The organism is Kitasatospora hibisci, from assembly GCF_043950205.1.
Lineage (GTDB): Bacteria > Actinomycetota > Actinomycetes > Streptomycetales > Streptomycetaceae > Kitasatospora > Kitasatospora hibisci.
This window is the reverse complement of sequence record NZ_CP171642.1, coordinates 6,763,589-6,778,274: the sequence shown is the minus strand read 5'-3', so window position 1 is coordinate 6,778,274 and position 14,686 is coordinate 6,763,589. Positions and strand designations below refer to the sequence as shown.

The following is a 14,686-nucleotide window of genomic DNA, read 5'->3' as shown; positions in this document are numbered from 1 at the left end:
GCTGCGGGCGCCCGCAGCCCGGCCCTCGGGCGCGCCGCACCCCGGCCGGCCTGGGCGGACAACGGGTAGTTGTCGTCGGACCGGTGCGGTTGTTCGCCCGCCCGGGGCCGGGGGCATTGGCTGGGTCCGTCAACCCAACGGCCCGACCGACCCGAGGAGCCCACCGTGGACCAGCTCGACCCCCGTGCCGTCGTGGAGCACTACGTGACCGCCGTCGCCGACGGCGACCTCCCCACCGCGGTGGCCTGCTTCGCCGAGCACGCCACCTGGGAGTACCCCGGCGACCTGCCCCTGTCGCGGGTCTGGCGGGGCCGCGCCGCCATCGTCGAGGACTTCCTCGGATCGGTGGGCACCCTGTTCGCCCCCGGCGGAGCCCCGCAGATCACCCTCACCGGCCTGATCGCCGACGGCCCGCAGGTCGTCGCCGAGTGGACGGCCCGCGGCACGGCCGCCAACGGCTCCGCCTACGACAACCGGTGCCTGGGGATCTTCACCGTCGAGAACGGGCTGATCACGGCGGTGCGCGAGTACCTGGACACCCGGCACGCGGCGCGGACGCTGTTCGCGGAGCCGGCCGCCTGAGCGGCGGAGGCCGGCACTGCGGTCGGCACACGTCCGGCATGCCCAACCCGCACCGGCCCGTCCGGCCCGCACCGGCCCGGGTCAGTCCGGCAGGAGCAGGTTGACGTCGCCGAACTCGTGCCAGAGTTGACTTCCGCTCCCCGCCCTAAAGGGCGGGGATTCCTACCACGGTCGTCTGACCGTCTCGGTGGGTTCCTGCTTCTTCGCGCTGTGCGGGGACGGGTCCCCGGCTTACCCGCGCTCGACAGGCTGACACCGCCAGTCCGGCGGCCGTGGCTATGTTGACGGCGGCGTTGACGTCCCGGTCCAGCCAGACGCCGCACGCCTGGCACTGCCAGACGCGGATGTTCAGCGGCTTGGGGCCGTCCTTGACGCCGCAGTGGGAGCAAACCTGGGAGGTCGGCTCGAAGCGGCCGATCTTGATCAGGTTCCGGCCGTACTTCGCGGCCTTGTACTCCAGCATGGTGACGAACGCCGACCATCCGGCGTCGTGCACGGACTTGGCGAGCCGTGTGCGGGCGAGTCCCTTGACCGCCAGGTCTTCCACCGCGATTGCTTGGTTCTCGCGAATCAGTCCGGTGGAGACCTGGTGGTGGAACTCGCGCCGGGCGTCGGCCACCCGTGCGTGGTTGCGAGCGACCTTGTGACGGGCCTTCTCGCGGTTCTTGCTGCCCTTGGCCTTACGGGACAGGGCTTGCTGTGCGCGTTTGAGCTTCTTCTCTGCGCGCCGGAGGAACTTCGGGGCGTCGATCTTCCGCCCGTCCGAGAGGACGGCGAAGTGTCCGAGGCCGAGATCGAGACCGGTGACCGGCTCGGTCTCGGGAAGGATCTCGGGGTCCGTCTCGACAACGAAGCTGGCGAAGTACCGGCCTGCGCTGTCCTTGATCACCGTCACCGAGGATGGCACGGACGGCAAGGCGCGGGACCACTTCACCCGCACGTCGCCGATCTTCGGCAGCGATAGGTCGCCGCCCGGTGTGATCTTCCATCGGGCGTTCGCGGTGAAGCGGATCGCCTGCCGGGTGTCCTTGCGGGACTTGAACCGGGGCGGTCCCATCTTCGGGCGCATGCCCTTGAGGCCGTCGAAGAAGTTCCGGTAGGCGGTGTCCAGGTCCCGGAGGGACTGTTGCAGCACCACGGCGGACACCTCGCCGAGCCATGCCCGTTCGGGGGTGTTCTTCGCGGCCGTGAGCTGCTTGGACAGCTCGCCGGACGGGATGAACGGCAGCCCGGCGGCGCGGGCGGTCTCACGTGCCCGGAGGGCATCATTGAAGGCCACCCGTGCACACCCGAACGCCCTGGCCAGCGCGGAACGCTGAGGCCCGTTCGGGTACACGCGGAAGCTGTACCTGAGCTGCACGGTCAGCACCGTACCATTTTGGTTTATGGCTGAGTATCAGAACATCCGCACTGGTCGGCACTGCGCTTTCGCCCTGCATGCGCACTTGGTTTTCGTGACGAAGTACCGTCACAAGGTGTTCGCCGAGCGGCATCTGACCCGGCTCGAAGAGATCATGCGGGACGTGTGCGCCGACTTCGAGGTGGAGTTGGTCGAGTTCAACGGCGAGAACAACCACGTCCACCTGCTGGTGAACTTCCCGCCGAAGGTCGCCCTGTCCAAGCTGGTCAACTCGCTCAAAGGCGTCAGCTCGCGCCGGCTGCGGCAGGAGTACCCCGAGCTGGTCAAGCACTACTGGCGGGCACAGCGTCTGTGGTCCGGTTCGTACTTCGCCGGATCAGTCGGCGGCGCGCCGCTGTCGATAGTCCGGCAGTACATCGAGCAGCAGAACCGTCCGGCTTGACGGTCTGCGGTGGGCACCGTCCACAGTGCGGGAGGGTGCCCACCGCACAGGTCAGACCCGAATCCGCAGGTAGTGGTGCGGTGTAGCGGCTGATACGACGACAGGTGTCCGTGCCGGTTTGAGATGATCGAGGTTCTCTACGCCTGATCGCTCTACCGGCAAGGACACCTGCCAGGTGAACAAGATATCGCGTCGCCGTACCGCCTTCCGTGCCCCCGGTAGGCGCTGGACCCGGCTGAACGCCCAGCTGGGCGGGGTGGACGGGTCGCTGACCGAGAACGGCGGCCTGGTGCTGGTGGCCGAGCTGGACCGGGCGCTGGGCGTCACGGCCGCGCTGGACGCGGCGGTCGGTCCGGTCAAGGAGCGTGACCGGGGCTTGTCCGGGGGTGAGTTCGCGCTGGCGCTGGCAGCGGTGCAGCTGACCGGCGAGGACCACCTGGTCGGCTTCGACCGGCTGCGGGCGGATGTCGTCGGTGAGGGGCTGCTGCCTGCGCCCGTCCCGCCGTCCACGACGGCCGCCACGCTCGCCGCGCGGTTCGACCAGGCCAGGCGGGAGGGTATCGAGCGGGCGTGTGCGCAGGTCACCGCCCGCGCGCTGGCCGGACTCCCGGTCGCCGAGCGGGCCCGGATCCTGGCCGGGCGGGTGACGGTCGACCTGGACGCCAAGGACATCGAGGTCTACTCGACCCGCAAGGAGCAGGTCGTCCGTTCCTACAAGGGCGAGGTCTCGGGCCGGGTGCACGCCGCGCACTGGGCCCAGGCCGGCACCGTCCTGGCCGCCGACCTCCTGGACGGCCGCTCGGACGGCCGCACCCACGCCCCCGGTCAGATCGACCGGGCGGTGGACGCCGTGCGCACGGCCGGAGCCACCGGTCCGGTCCTCATCCAGGGCGACACGGGTTACTACGCCGGGAAGGTCGCGGAGAAGATCGCGGCCCGCGGATGCCTGTTCCGACTCGGCGTCCCGCGCAGCCGGCCGCTGTGGCGGGCGGTCGCCGCCGTGCACGAGGACGACTGGATCGACGCTCTGGACTACCCGACCGCGCAGGTCGCCGTGCTGGCCTACGCTCCGCCCGGCTGACCCGAGGGCACCCGCGTGATCGCGCGCCGGGTGCGTTACGACGCCGCCGAGCTGTCCGCGGATCCGCGCTCGCGCCGCTCGCGCACCGTCGGCAAGGACCAGCTCGCCCTGGCCCTGGAGGGTCTGGAGGACCAGGCATACGCCTACTCGTTCTTCGTCACCAACGAGGAGCTGGACCTGGACGAGGAGATCGCGGCCGCGGAGTGGGAGTTCCGCCGCCGCACCCGGATCGAGGAACTGTTCCGCGACACCGCCCACGGCGCGGGACTCAACCACCTTCCCTCCGGCTCCCACGCGGTCAACGGCATGTGGACGTGGGGCGCGCTCCTGGCCTACAACCTCACCGCGTGGCTCCAGATGCTCGCCCCCATCGGCACCGCCCGCCGCCGCATCGCCACCGTGAGACGCCTGCTGATCCACCGCGCCGCCCGATGGACGGTCACCGCCCGCCGCCACGAACTGCGCTTCACCGCCGCGGCCCGTGCGCTGATCGCCAACACGCTGGCCCGGATCCGTGCCCACCGGCACCTTTCAGCAGCCTGACCGACTGCCCCGACCGGGCCCGAACCACCCGACACCGCCCTGGAAAGCCGCCCACCCGCGCGACAGCCGGGCCACCGGCCTACCCGGCCACGCCACAACGGCGCCGACGGCCAGCAAAGAGACCAACTGACAGGCCGTCGGCCACTACCTGCGGATTCGGGTCAGACCCGAATCCGCAGGTAGTGATCGGCGGCCAGCCAGTTGATCTCTGTGCTGGCCGTCGGCGCGGGTCCGGCGCGTGCGGGCAGGACGATGTCCCGGCTGGCGCGTCGGGTGGGCGGCTTTCCAGGGCTGGTGCGGGTGGTTCGGGCCCGGTCGGGCGGGCCGGTCAGACGGCTGGGAGGTGCCGGTGAGCGCGGATCCGGGCGAGCGTGTTGGCGATCAACTCACCTGCCGTGGCGGTGAAGTGGAGTTCGTGGCGACGGGCGGTGACCGTGCAGCGGGCGGCCCGGCGGATCAACAGGCGACGCACGGTCGCGATGCGGCGCCGGGCCGTGTCCAGCGGGCTGAGCATCTGCAGCCACGCGGTGAGGTTGTAGGCCAGCGCGCGCCCACATCCACATGCTGTTGACCGCGTGGGAGCCGGACGGCAGATGGTTCAGGCCGGCGCCGTGGGCAGTGTCGCGGAACAACTCCTCGATCCGGGTGCGGCGGCGAAACTCCCACTCCGCCACCGCGATCTCCTCGTCCAGGTCCAGGTTCTCGTTGGTGGCGATGAACGAGTAGGCATACGCGGTGTCGGCGATGCCGTCCAACACGAGGGCGAGCTGGTCCTTGCCGACGGTGCGCGAGCGGCGCGAGCGCGGGTCGGCGGACAGTACGGCGGCGTCGTAACGCACCCGGCGCGCGATCACCCGGGTGCCGTCGGGCCATCCGGTGGGCACGTAGTCCAGCAGTGCGACCTGCGCGCCCGGGTAGTCCAGAGCGTCGGTCCAGTCGTCCTCGTGCACGCGGGCCACCGCCCGCCACAGTGGCTGGCTGCGCGGGACGCCGAGTCGGAACAGGCATCCGCGGACGGCGATCTTCTCGGCGACCCTGCCCGCGTAGTAGCCCGAGTCGCCCTGGAACAGGACCGGGCCCGTCGCGCCGGCCGCGCGCACCGCGTCCACCGCCCGGTCGACCTGGCCCGGTGCGTGGGTGCGTCCGTCGGAGCGGCCGTCGAGCAGGTCGGCGGCCAGCACGGTGCCGGTCTGGGCCCAGTGCGCGGCGTGTACCCGCCCGGCGATCTCGCCCTTGTAGGAGCGTACGACCTGCTCCTTGCGCACCGAGTAGACCTCGACGTCCTTGGCGTCCATGTCGATCGTCACCCGCCCGGCTAGCACCCGGGCCCGCTCGCCGACCGGCAGCGCGGACAACGCGCTCGCGGTGACCTGCGCACACCCCGCCTCGATGCCCTCGCGCCGGGCCTGGTCGAACCGGGTGGCCAGCGTGGCGGCCGTCGTGGACGGCGGAACGGGCGCGGGCAGCAGAGCCTCACCGACCCGATCGGCCCGCAGCCGGTCGAAGCCGACCAGATGGTCCTCGCCGGTCAGCTGCACCACAGCCATGGCCAGCGCGAACTCCCCGCCCGAAAGTCCCCGATCACGTGCTTTGACCGGCCCGATCCCCGCGTCCAGCGCGGCGGTGACACCCAACGCCCGGTCCAGCTCGGCCACCAGCACCAAGCCGCCGTTCTCCGTCAGCGACCCGTCCGGCACACCCACCCGCGCCCGCAACCGGCTCCAGCGACGGCCGGGGGTGCGGGAGGTGGTACGGCGGCGCGATATCGTCTTCACTCGACAGGTGCACTTTCACGTTTGAGCTGGTCACGGCGTAGGAACCTTGATCTTCTCAAACCGGCAGTGCACCTGTCGTCGTATCAGCTACCAACCGCTTCCACTACCTGCGGATTCGGGTCAGAGCAGGGTTCAGAATCGCTTCACCACCGGGCTGAAGCCCGGTGCACTGCGATTAGTCCAGGTAGCGGTGCTGGACGGCCGCCGTGTAGCACCGCTCCAGCAGCGGGCGTCCGGCCACGGCCGCGAGCATCAGCAGGTGCGAGGCGCGGGGCTCGTGCCAGCCGGTGAGCAGGCCGTCCACCACTCGCACGCCGCGCTCGGGGGTGATCACCAACTCGGTCCAGCCGTCGGCCGGGTGGACGGTTCCGTCGGCTCCGGCCGCCGACTCCAGCGCCCGGACGACGGTGGTGCCGACCGCGATCACCCGGCCGCCGCCGGCCCGGACGTGGCCGACCAGTCGGGCGGTGGCGGCCGGCACGCCGAACCGTTCGGCGTAGGGCGGCTCGTGGGCCTCCGGGGAGGCGACGCCGGTGTGCAGCGTGACCGGCGCGACCAGCACCCCGCACCCGGCCAGCCGGGCCACCACCGCGGCGCTGAACGGCCTTGCCGCACTGGGCATCTCGCTGCTGCCGGGCACGGTCGCGAAGACCGTCCGGTACGCCTCGATCGGCCAGTCGCGGTCCACGTAGCCGTACCTGATGGCCTTGCCGTGGTGCTCCAGGTACGCCACCAGGGGCCCGGGCAGGTCGAGTCGGGCGTGCCAGAGGCGGGCGGTGAACGGCTCGGTCAACTCGGCCCGGGCCCCGCCCGGCAGTGCCACCCGCAGGCCCGGACGGGCCGGCGACTCGTCGGGCGGGTAGTAGGCGGGCGCGGCGCCCGGGACCACCCGGCGCAGCTCGACCAGGTACGCGCCGAGCCGGTCCGGCTGCGCGGAGGAGAGGTGCAGGGTGACCGGGGTGCCGTCGGTCAGGGTGCCGGCCAGGGCGGCGGGCAGGGTGGCCGAGTTGTTGACCACGAGGAGGTCCCCCGGGCGCAGCACCTCGGGCAGCTCGGTGAAGCGCCGGTGTTCGAGGGCGCCGCCGGAGCGGCGGCCTACCAGCATCCGCACGTCGTCGCGGGTGGTGCCGCGCGCCTCCGCGGGGGCGCGGGCGGAGAGTCCGGGCGGGACGGCGACGTCGATCCCGGGATCGGCGGCCGCGGTCACCGCCCGCCCCCGACCGGGGCCGGCTCGGCCGGTGCGGCGGTGGTCTCCGTGGCCACCGGGTCCCCCGTCGTCGCCGCCACCGTCGGCAGGAGGTCGGCGGCGCGGTAGCGGCCCGAGGCCGGGCGGCCGTGGACCAGGGCCAGCAGCGCGGGGACGACGGTCTCGGGGAGCGGCCGGTCGGAGATGTCCTCGCCGGGGAAGGCCTCCTGGTGCATCCTGGTCCGCATGTCGCCCGGGTCGACCGCCCAGACCCGCAGCTCCCGCTCCTCCTCCGCGAGCACTGCGGAGGCGTGGTCCAGCGCGGCCTTGCTGGCGCCGTAGCCGCCCCACCCCTCGTAGGCCTCGACGGCGGCGTCCGAGCTGACGTTGAGCACCGCCCCGGCCCGCTCGCGCAGTTGGGGCAGCAGGAGCTGGGTGAGCGCGATCGGCCCGAGCACGTTGACCTCGAACGTCTCCAGCAGGCCGGGCAGCGGGAAGTCCGCGAGCCGCGGCGGCGGAGCGCCCGCGAGGTCGTAGCCGGTGAGCGTGGAGGCGTTGTTGACGAGCAGGCTCGCGCCGCCGAGCCCGGCGGCGGCCTCGGCCAGGCGCTCGCGGTGGTCGTCGTCCACCACCGAGCCGGCCGCTGCGACGACCTCGGTGAGGGCGGCCAGTTCGGCCGCGGCGACGGAGAGTCCGGCCGCGTTGCGGGCGGTGACGACCAGTTGCCAGCCCTCGGCGGCGAGCGACCGGGCCAGCGCCAGTCCCAGCCCGCGCGAGGCGCCGGTCACCACCGCGACCGGCGCGGCGGACACGGCGCGGGCGGCACCGGCGGTGTGCGCGGCATCGGCGGTGTGCGCGGTTTCGGTGCCGTGCGCGGCAATGTCGGTGTTCTGCGGAACGTTCATGGCACCACGATCGCTCCGCCACGGGCCCGCCCGGATCGGCCACCGGCCCCGGGGCCCGGTCGTCCCTTCGCCCTAGACCGACCGCCCGACCGTTGCCGGACCGGCCGACCGGCCGTCGTCGGGCCGGGCGGAACGGCCGCACTCCGCGCCGGTCCGACGAACGGCTCCCCCGGGCGCGTCCGCCGGCTACCGCCGCGGCGCCGCGCCCCCGGCCCAGCCGGCCGGGTCCGACCAGGCTGCCAGGGTGCGGCGGCTTTCGAAGCGGCACGGTCGGCCGGTCAGCGGATCGGTGAACTCGATGCCGGAGGCGAGCAGTTGCAGCGGCCGGCGGAAGTCGTCCGGAGCCGGGTCCGGCAACAGTACCGGGTACACCGGGTCGCCGAGGATCGGTACACCGAGGCCGCTCATGTGCAGCCGCAGCTGGTGGGTGCGACCGCTCAGCGGCCGCAGCCGGTAGCGGGCGAGGCCGTCCCGGTGCTCGGCCAGCTCGATCCGGCTCTCGCTGTTGGGCGGGGCGTCCAGCTCCCGGGCGGCGATCACGCCGCGCTCCTTGACGATGTGGCTGCGCACCGTGCGGGGCAGCGCCAGCGCCGGGTCGTACGGCGCGACGGCCCGGTACTCCTTGCGGACCAGGCGGTCCCGGAAGAGCGTCTGGTAGGCGCCGCGGTCCTCCGGGCGCACCACGAACATCGCCAGGCCCGCGGTCAGCCGGTCCAGCCGGTGCGCGGGGCTGAGGGCGGGGAGGCCGAGGGTGTGCCGCAGCCGCGACAGCGCCGTCTCGACCACGTGACGGCCACGCGGGGTGGTGGCCAGGAAGTGCGGCTTGTCGACCACGACCAGGTGGTCGTCGTGGTACAGCACGTCCAGCTCGAAGGGGACGGGGACCTCGTCGGGCAGGTCCCGGTGGAGCCAGAGGTGCGCGCCGGGCCGGAAGGGCTCGTCCGGCCCGACCGGCCCGGCCTCGCCCACGATCTCGCGCCGGGACAGCAGCGCGGCGATCCGCTCCGGCGCGACGGTGGGAAGGCACTCCTCCAGGTAGGCGCGCAGCGTCGGCCACGCGCCCTCGACGGGCAGCCGCAGGTGCACCGGGTCGACCCCGAGGCGCTGCGGCAGGGGGGCGGGTGGCACCTTGCTCCTGCGTCTCATCTCGCCGCCAGCTTAGGGCGTGCCCCGCGGATCACGCCGGGCGGTGTCCCGACGTGCCGGGTGGTGCGGGAGCGGTGGAGAGTGGACGGTGAGGCCCGCTGACCGACCCACCCCCGGGAGGTGTGCGTGTGACCGCCGACGGCCCGCCGGACGCCCTGCCGCCGCTGCGCCTGCCGCGGGGGACCAGGTTGCTGCTGGCCGGCGCGGTGCTGCTGCTGGTCGCGGCGGTGGTGGTGGACCTGGTGACCGGTCCGGGGACGACTCTCTCCCCGGTGCTCGCGGTGGCGCCGATGCTGGCCGGGGCGACCACCCGGCGGGCCCTGCGACCGCTCGTGACCGGGGCGATCGCCACGGCGCTCGTCGCCGTGCTGGAGTCCGTCAACGGCCGGCTGCCCTCCTCCGTGCACTTGGCCGCGCTGGTCACCGTCGTGGCCGCCACGCTGGTCAGCGCGGGGACCGTCGTCCTGGTGGCGACCCGGGAGCGTGAGCTGTTCGAGGTCCGGACGGTGGCCGAGGCGGCGCAGCGGGCGCTGCTGAGGCCGCCGCCGGAGCACCTCGGCCCGCTGCGGGTCGCCGTGCGGTACGTCGCGGCCGCGGCCGAGGCCCGGATCGGCGGGGACCTGTACGAGGCGGCCGACGGCCCGCAGGGCGTCCGGGTGCTGCTGGGGGACGTGCAGGGGCACGGGCTGCCGGCGGTGGAGACGGCGGCGGACGTCCTGGGGGTGTTCCGCGAGGCGGCCCGGACGGAGCCGGACCTCGGCCGGCTGGCCGAGCGGCTGGACGCGGCGCTGGCGGGCCGACCGGAGAACGACCGGTTCGTGACGGCGGTGCTGCTGGAGGTGGACGGGCCGGGCGGGCGGCCCGGGTTCGTCAACTGCGGGCACCCGCACCCGCTGCTGCGCCGTGCGGGCCGCGTGACCGAGCTGGTGCCGGCGGAGCACGCCCCGCCGTTGGGCCTGCTCGACCTGCTCGGCGGGCACTACCGGGTGGGCTCCTTCGACCCCGGACCGGGCGATCTGCTGCTGCTCTACACCGACGGCGTCTCGGAGGCCCGGAACGCGGCCGGCCGGTTCTTCCCGGTGGCGGAGCGGCTGGCGGAGATCACGGCGGGCAGCCCGGAGGACGTGCTGGACGCCCTGCTGGCGGAGGTCCGCGCCTGGGTCGGGGGCTCCGGCCTGGCGGACGACGCCGCCCTGCTCGCCCTGTGCTGGGAGCGCTGACCGGGCGCCCGGGCCCCGGGGCCGTGCCCGGGCGACGCGCACACCGGCACGGCGCGGATGTCAGTGGCTCGTGCAAGCCTGTGCGCGGGTCGGCGGGGTGCCGAACCGTCCGTCGTCATGAACGGAGTGCGCCATGGGTGCGAGGTCGAGCGGGGCGTTCGAGGTGACGGCGTTCGAGCCGGAGGAGACGGACGAGGAGCCCGGTGCCACGCTCGGCCGGGTCCGGATCACCAAGGAGTTCACGGGCGGCCTGACCGGCCGGAGCACGGTGCGGATGCTCTCCGTGCTGGACGGCGGCGGCGGGCCGGCGGCGTACGTCGCGGTGGAGCGCTTCACCGGCGAGCTGGACGGGCGGAAGGGGTCGTTCGTCCTCCAGCACGCGGCACCCGGCAGCAGCGGCGAGCGGCTGGCGATCCGGGTGGTGTCGGGGACGGGCGCGGGCGATCTGGCCGGGATCACCGGGACCTTCGAGCTGACCGTGGACGACGAGGGCCGTCACACCTACACCCTGGAGTACGAGCTGGGCTGACGACACGGACCGCCCCGCCGCCCGCGCGGCACCGCCTCGGCCGATCAACGCACTGACACGATGATGCGATCAGTGCACGGTTGATCGCGGAGGGTGGCACATGCCCCGTACGGCGGAGGCGGCAGCAACAGCTGGGAGAGTGACGGCAACCGAGCACGGCCGGCGGCCGCATCCGCGTCTGCGGCCGCGTCTGCGTCGGGTGGACGCAGTGATCGGCCGACTGCGGGCGATCGGCGCAGGCCTGCCGGCGGGTGACGGCGTCGCGGTGTTCAACCGGATGTACCTCACCGTGACCGAGGTGGTGCGCGACCGGCTGACCCGGCCGTACTTCGCCGACCCCGCGGCGACGGCCGAGTTGGACGCGGTGTTCGCCGGGCGCTACCTCCTGGCCGTGGACGCCGTCGCGGCGGGTCGCCGGCCTCCGGCCTGCTGGCAGCCGCTGTTCGAGCGGCGGGCACACCCGGGGGTGCACCCGCTGCAGTTCGCACTGGCCGGGATGAACGCCCACATCCAGCACGACCTGCCGCTCGCGGTGGTGGACACCTGTCGTCGGCTCGGCTGCGCACCGGAGCACCTCGCCGGGGACTACCGGCGGATCGACGGCCTGCTGGCGGGCGTGGAGGCGGACGTCCGGGAGCGGTTGATGCCCGGGCCGGACCTGCTGGAGCGGGTCGAGCCGCTGACGCACCGGGTGGGCGCCTGGTCGGTGGGCACCGCCCGGGACGCGGCCTGGGTGAGCGCCCGCGCCCTCTGGGAGCTGCGCGGGGCGCCGCGCGCGGCCGCGGCGCTGGCCGACGCGCTGGACGGCTCGGTCGGCCTGCTCGGCCGCGCCCTGCTCACCCCGCTCGGGCCCACCGAGGAGCACGACGCCGAACGCGGCCGGGATCACGACGGGGAACCCGACGGAGGTCTCGGCCGGGAGCCCGCCGGGCGAGTGGACCGGGGCGATCAGGCCCAGCTGGAGTGCAGCGGCTTGCCTTCGGCGTAGCCGGCCGCGCTCTGGATGCCGACCACGGCCTTCTCGTGGAACTCCTCCAGGCTGGAGGCGCCCGCGTAGGTGCAGGAGCTGCGCACGCCGGCCACGATCGAGTCGATCAGGTCCTCGACGCCCGGGCGGGCCGGGTCGATGAACATCCGCGAGTGCGAGATGCCCTCCTCGAACAGCGCCTTGCGGGCCCGGTCGTACGAGGAGTCCTGGGCGGTGCGGTTGCTCACCGCGCGCGCCGAGGCCATGCCGAAGGACTCCTTGTACTGGCGGCCGTCGGCGGCGGTCTGCAGGTCGCCCGGCGACTCGTAGGTACCGGCGAACCAGGAGCCGATCATCACGTTGGACGCACCGGCGGCCAGCGCCATCGCGACGTCACGCGGGTGGCGGACGCCACCGTCGGCCCAGACGTGCTTGCCGAGCCGGCGCGCCTCTGCGGCGCACTCCAGGACGGCGGAGAACTGCGGGCGACCGACGCCGGTCATCATCCGCGTGGTGCACATGGCGCCGGGGCCGACGCCGACCTTCAGGATGTCGGCGCCCGCCTCGACCAGATCGCGGACACCGGCGGCGGAGACCACGTTGCCGGCCACGATCGGGATCCGCGGGTCCAGCCCGCGCACCGCCTGGAGTGCGCTGATCATGCTCTCCTGGTGGCCGTGCGCGGTGTCGACCACCAACACGTCGGCGCCGGCCTCGATCAGGGCCTTCGCCTTGCCCGCGACGTCGCCGTTGATACCCACGGTGGCGGCGATCCGCAGTCGGCCCCGGTCGTCGACGGCCGGGGTGTAGAGGGTGGCGCGCAGCGCGTTCTTGCGGGTCAGGATGCCGACCAGGCGGCCCTCGGGGTCGACGACCGGGGCGAGCTTGCGGTGCGCCTCGCTCAGCTTGTCGAACGCCGTGCGCGGGTCGATGCCCTCGTCGAGCAGCAGCAGGTCGCGCGACATGACGTCGGCGAGGCTGGTGAAGCGGTCGACGCCCTGGCAGTCGGAGTCGGTGACCACACCGACCGGCTTGCCGTCCTCGACCACCACCAGCGCGCCGTGCGCGCGCTTGTGCAGCAGCGAGAGCGCCTCGGCGACGGTGGCGCCGGGGGCCAGGGTGATCGCGGTGTCGTGCACCAGGTGCCGCTGCTTGACCCAGCCGACGACCTCGGCGATCACCTCGGTGGGAATGTCCTGCGGGATGGCGACCAGCCCGCCGCGGCGGGCGACGGTCTCGGCCATCCGGCGGCCGGCGATCGCGGTCATGTTGGCGACGACCAGCGGGATGGTGGTGCCGGTGCCGTCGTTCGAGGAGAGGTCGACGCTCTGGCGGGACCCCACCGCGGAGCGGCTGGGGACCATGAAGACGTCGTCGTACGTGAGGTCGTACGGTCCCGAATAACGGTCGTCAATAGTGCCGGTCTGGGGGTTCAAGAAACGCATGAAGAAGGCTCTCTGACTTCGGGAGGGTAGACCTCGGGTGCGGTTAGGGCCGGCCGGCCGAGCGCACTCGGGCGCCCCGCACCCAACCGTCAATACTTGCCGATACCCAGGTCGAAAGCGAGTTCACACGCGATCCTTGAAGATCCACACAACGCTGACCGACTGTCCGCCCGGCCACCTTGTAGGAACCTCTAAAACGGAAGCCTGCGACTCACCGAACGAGGGGACCGCGCAGGTCACCGAGCAGGTCCTCCAGCAGGATCTCCTCCTCGACCCGGATGCCGTGGCGCTCGATGGCCGCGCGCAGCGACGGGTCCCACGGAGTCGGCGACGGGCTGCCCGTGATCAGCGGCGTGCCGAGCCCGGCGCCGACGGCGGCGAGGTAGGCGGCGCGGTCATAGCGCCAGGAGAGCGCGCCCGGCAGGGCCAGGACGCCCGCGGCGATGCGGACGCCGCCCCAGTCGAAGTCCCCGTGGTAGGCGAGGCGGCTGCCCTCCGCGGAGAGCCGGGCGAGCAGGGTGCGGGCGGCCATCGAGACGCTCCCCTCCACGCAGACCAGCGGCGGGCAGTCGGCACCGAGTGAGGAGGCCGCGGCGGCGACCACCGCCGGATTCTCACAGACCCGCACCAGCGGGCCCGAATCCCCCAGATCGCAGTCAGAGCGGACGAGTTGGCGCAGTGTCAGGACGCACGGCTCGCCGTCCTCCCGGGCGGCAGCGAGGATCCGGCCGGTACCGGACCGGTTCGAGCCGGGCAGGCCCAGGGCCAGCACGCGTGAGGACAGGTCGTCGACGGCCACGCCGACGGCTGCCCAGAGGATGCGGCGGCCCTCGGCCCCGGTGGTTGCCCCGTCCGACAGGCCGGCGAGCGCCTTGACGGCGGACCGGACGAGTGCGGCCAGCGGCCGTCCCTCGTCGAGCGCGTGCGCGTCCGCCAGGCAGCGGGCGGCGAGCACGGGCACGGTCAGCGCGGCGGCCGGGTCGGCGGGCAGCTCCGCGAGAACCGACGCTGCCTGCACCGCCAGTTGCCGCGCGGTGACCGGATCTCCGGCGGAGAGCCGCTTGAGCAGGCCGGTGGACTCCATCCGCGCGCGCCACGCTGCCAGTTCGGCTCGGTCGCACACCGCGTCGAGCGGTGCGAAGGCGCTGCGCCACGCGTCGGCCGAGGCCGCCGCCTCGGCACGCCGGTCGGCGACCGGCCCGGTGAGCAGGACGACGGCGGCCGCCAGCCCGTCGGGACAGGCCAGCGATTCGCGCAGGATCCGGTCGACCTCCGCGAGCGGCACCGACAGCGAGCGGCCGGAGCGGAGGCGGCGGCCGAGCAGCAGCTCGACGGCGCGCCGCTGTTCAACGGTGCCGTCCTTGAGGGTGGCGGGGGTGTCCAGCGGGCGGCCGGTCGCCATCCGTTCGCGGGCGCGCTCCACCAGCCAGACGGTCTCGGCTCCGCCGAGCAGCCTGCGCAGGCGCGGCAGGTCGGCCGCCGATCCGCTGGTGCCGGAGTCCACC

General features: G+C 73.6%; 14 protein-coding genes. 7 read left to right on the top strand and 7 right to left on the bottom strand.

Translation table 11 applies throughout. From position 1 onward, the window contains the following. Positions 1-165: 165 nt before the first annotated feature. Positions 166-582, top strand: a complete 417-nt coding sequence (locus tag ACF9IK_RS29565) for a nuclear transport factor 2 family protein (protein WP_395297123.1) — start codon at positions 166-168, stop codon at positions 580-582. A gap of 145 nt (positions 583-727) precedes the next feature. Here ACF9IK_RS29565 and ACF9IK_RS29560 read toward each other — a convergent pair whose 3' ends face one another. Next, entirely contained in the window at positions 728-1,942 is a 1,215-nt protein-coding gene (locus ACF9IK_RS29560; RefSeq protein ID WP_395298428.1) for an RNA-guided endonuclease InsQ/TnpB family protein, read from the bottom strand. 25 nt (positions 1,943-1,967) lie between these two features. Here ACF9IK_RS29560 and tnpA point away from each other — a divergent pair, with 25 nt between their 5' ends. The 3 genes from tnpA (at position 1,968) to ACF9IK_RS29545 (ending at position 4,008) form a co-directional block, all read left to right on the top strand. Further along, on the top strand, positions 1,968-2,384 hold the full coding sequence (gene tnpA / locus ACF9IK_RS29555; RefSeq protein WP_395292292.1) for an IS200/IS605 family transposase: 417 nt from the start codon (positions 1,968-1,970) through the stop codon (positions 2,382-2,384). Between the two features lie 175 nt (positions 2,385-2,559). After that, positions 2,560-3,465, top strand: coding sequence for a transposase (locus ACF9IK_RS29550; RefSeq protein WP_395292269.1), 906 nt, complete (start codon positions 2,560-2,562; stop codon positions 3,463-3,465). A gap of 15 nt (positions 3,466-3,480) precedes the next feature. After that, on the top strand, positions 3,481-4,008 hold the full coding sequence (locus ACF9IK_RS29545) for a transposase (RefSeq protein ID WP_395297122.1): 528 nt from the start codon (positions 3,481-3,483) through the stop codon (positions 4,006-4,008). Positions 4,009-4,394: 386 nt separating this feature from the next. Here the strand turns inward: ACF9IK_RS29545 and ACF9IK_RS29540 are convergent, their stop codons facing one another. The 4 genes from ACF9IK_RS29540 to ACF9IK_RS29525 all read right to left on the bottom strand — a co-directional run bounded on the left by ACF9IK_RS29540 (position 4,395) and on the right by ACF9IK_RS29525 (position 9,020). Next, entirely contained in the window at positions 4,395-5,783 is a 1,389-nt protein-coding gene (locus ACF9IK_RS29540; RefSeq protein WP_395297121.1) for a transposase, read from the bottom strand. 175 nt (positions 5,784-5,958) lie between these two features. Next, positions 5,959-6,990, bottom strand: coding sequence for an S-adenosylmethionine:tRNA ribosyltransferase-isomerase (locus tag ACF9IK_RS29535; protein ID WP_395297120.1), 1,032 nt, complete (start codon positions 6,988-6,990; stop codon positions 5,959-5,961). Further along, complete coding sequence (locus ACF9IK_RS29530; protein ID WP_395297119.1) at positions 6,987-7,874, bottom strand: SDR family NAD(P)-dependent oxidoreductase; 888 nt, start codon at positions 7,872-7,874, stop codon at positions 6,987-6,989. Before ACF9IK_RS29530 ends, ACF9IK_RS29535 begins: the two co-directional genes overlap by 4 nt. 186 nt (positions 7,875-8,060) lie before the next feature. Then, positions 8,061-9,020: a pseudouridine synthase gene (locus tag ACF9IK_RS29525; RefSeq protein WP_395297118.1), complete on the bottom strand. Its 960-nt coding sequence runs from the start codon at positions 9,018-9,020 to the stop codon at positions 8,061-8,063. A gap of 128 nt (positions 9,021-9,148) precedes the next feature. Here ACF9IK_RS29525 and ACF9IK_RS29520 point away from each other — a divergent pair, with 128 nt between their 5' ends. The 3 genes from ACF9IK_RS29520 (at position 9,149) to ACF9IK_RS29510 (ending at position 11,757) form a co-directional block, all read left to right on the top strand. Further along, positions 9,149-10,240 carry a PP2C family protein-serine/threonine phosphatase gene (locus ACF9IK_RS29520; protein WP_395297117.1) on the top strand — a complete coding sequence of 364 codons (1,092 nt, stop codon included), beginning with the start codon at positions 9,149-9,151 and terminating at the stop codon, positions 10,238-10,240. Positions 10,241-10,373: 133 nt separating this feature from the next. Then, on the top strand, positions 10,374-10,769 hold the full coding sequence (locus ACF9IK_RS29515; protein WP_395297116.1) for a DUF3224 domain-containing protein: 396 nt from the start codon (positions 10,374-10,376) through the stop codon (positions 10,767-10,769). 199 nt (positions 10,770-10,968) lie between these two features. After that, positions 10,969-11,757, top strand: a complete 789-nt coding sequence (locus tag ACF9IK_RS29510) for a DUF5995 family protein (protein WP_395297115.1) — start codon at positions 10,969-10,971, stop codon at positions 11,755-11,757. Here the strand turns inward: ACF9IK_RS29510 and ACF9IK_RS29505 are convergent. Both ACF9IK_RS29505 and ACF9IK_RS29500 read right to left on the bottom strand, forming a co-directional pair. Continuing rightward, the gene (locus tag ACF9IK_RS29505; RefSeq protein WP_395297114.1) at positions 11,718-13,181 is read right to left on the bottom strand and encodes a GuaB1 family IMP dehydrogenase-related protein; all 1,464 of its coding nucleotides are present in this window, start codon (positions 13,179-13,181) and stop codon (positions 11,718-11,720) included. The two genes, ACF9IK_RS29510 and ACF9IK_RS29505, sit on opposite strands and share 40 nt — an antisense overlap. A 211-nt stretch (positions 13,182-13,392) precedes the next feature. Further along, positions 13,393-14,685 (bottom strand): TIGR02679 family protein, encoded by a 1,293-nt coding sequence (locus tag ACF9IK_RS29500; protein WP_395297113.1) that lies wholly within the window; start codon positions 14,683-14,685, stop codon positions 13,393-13,395. Between the last annotated feature and the right edge of the window lies 1 nt (position 14,686).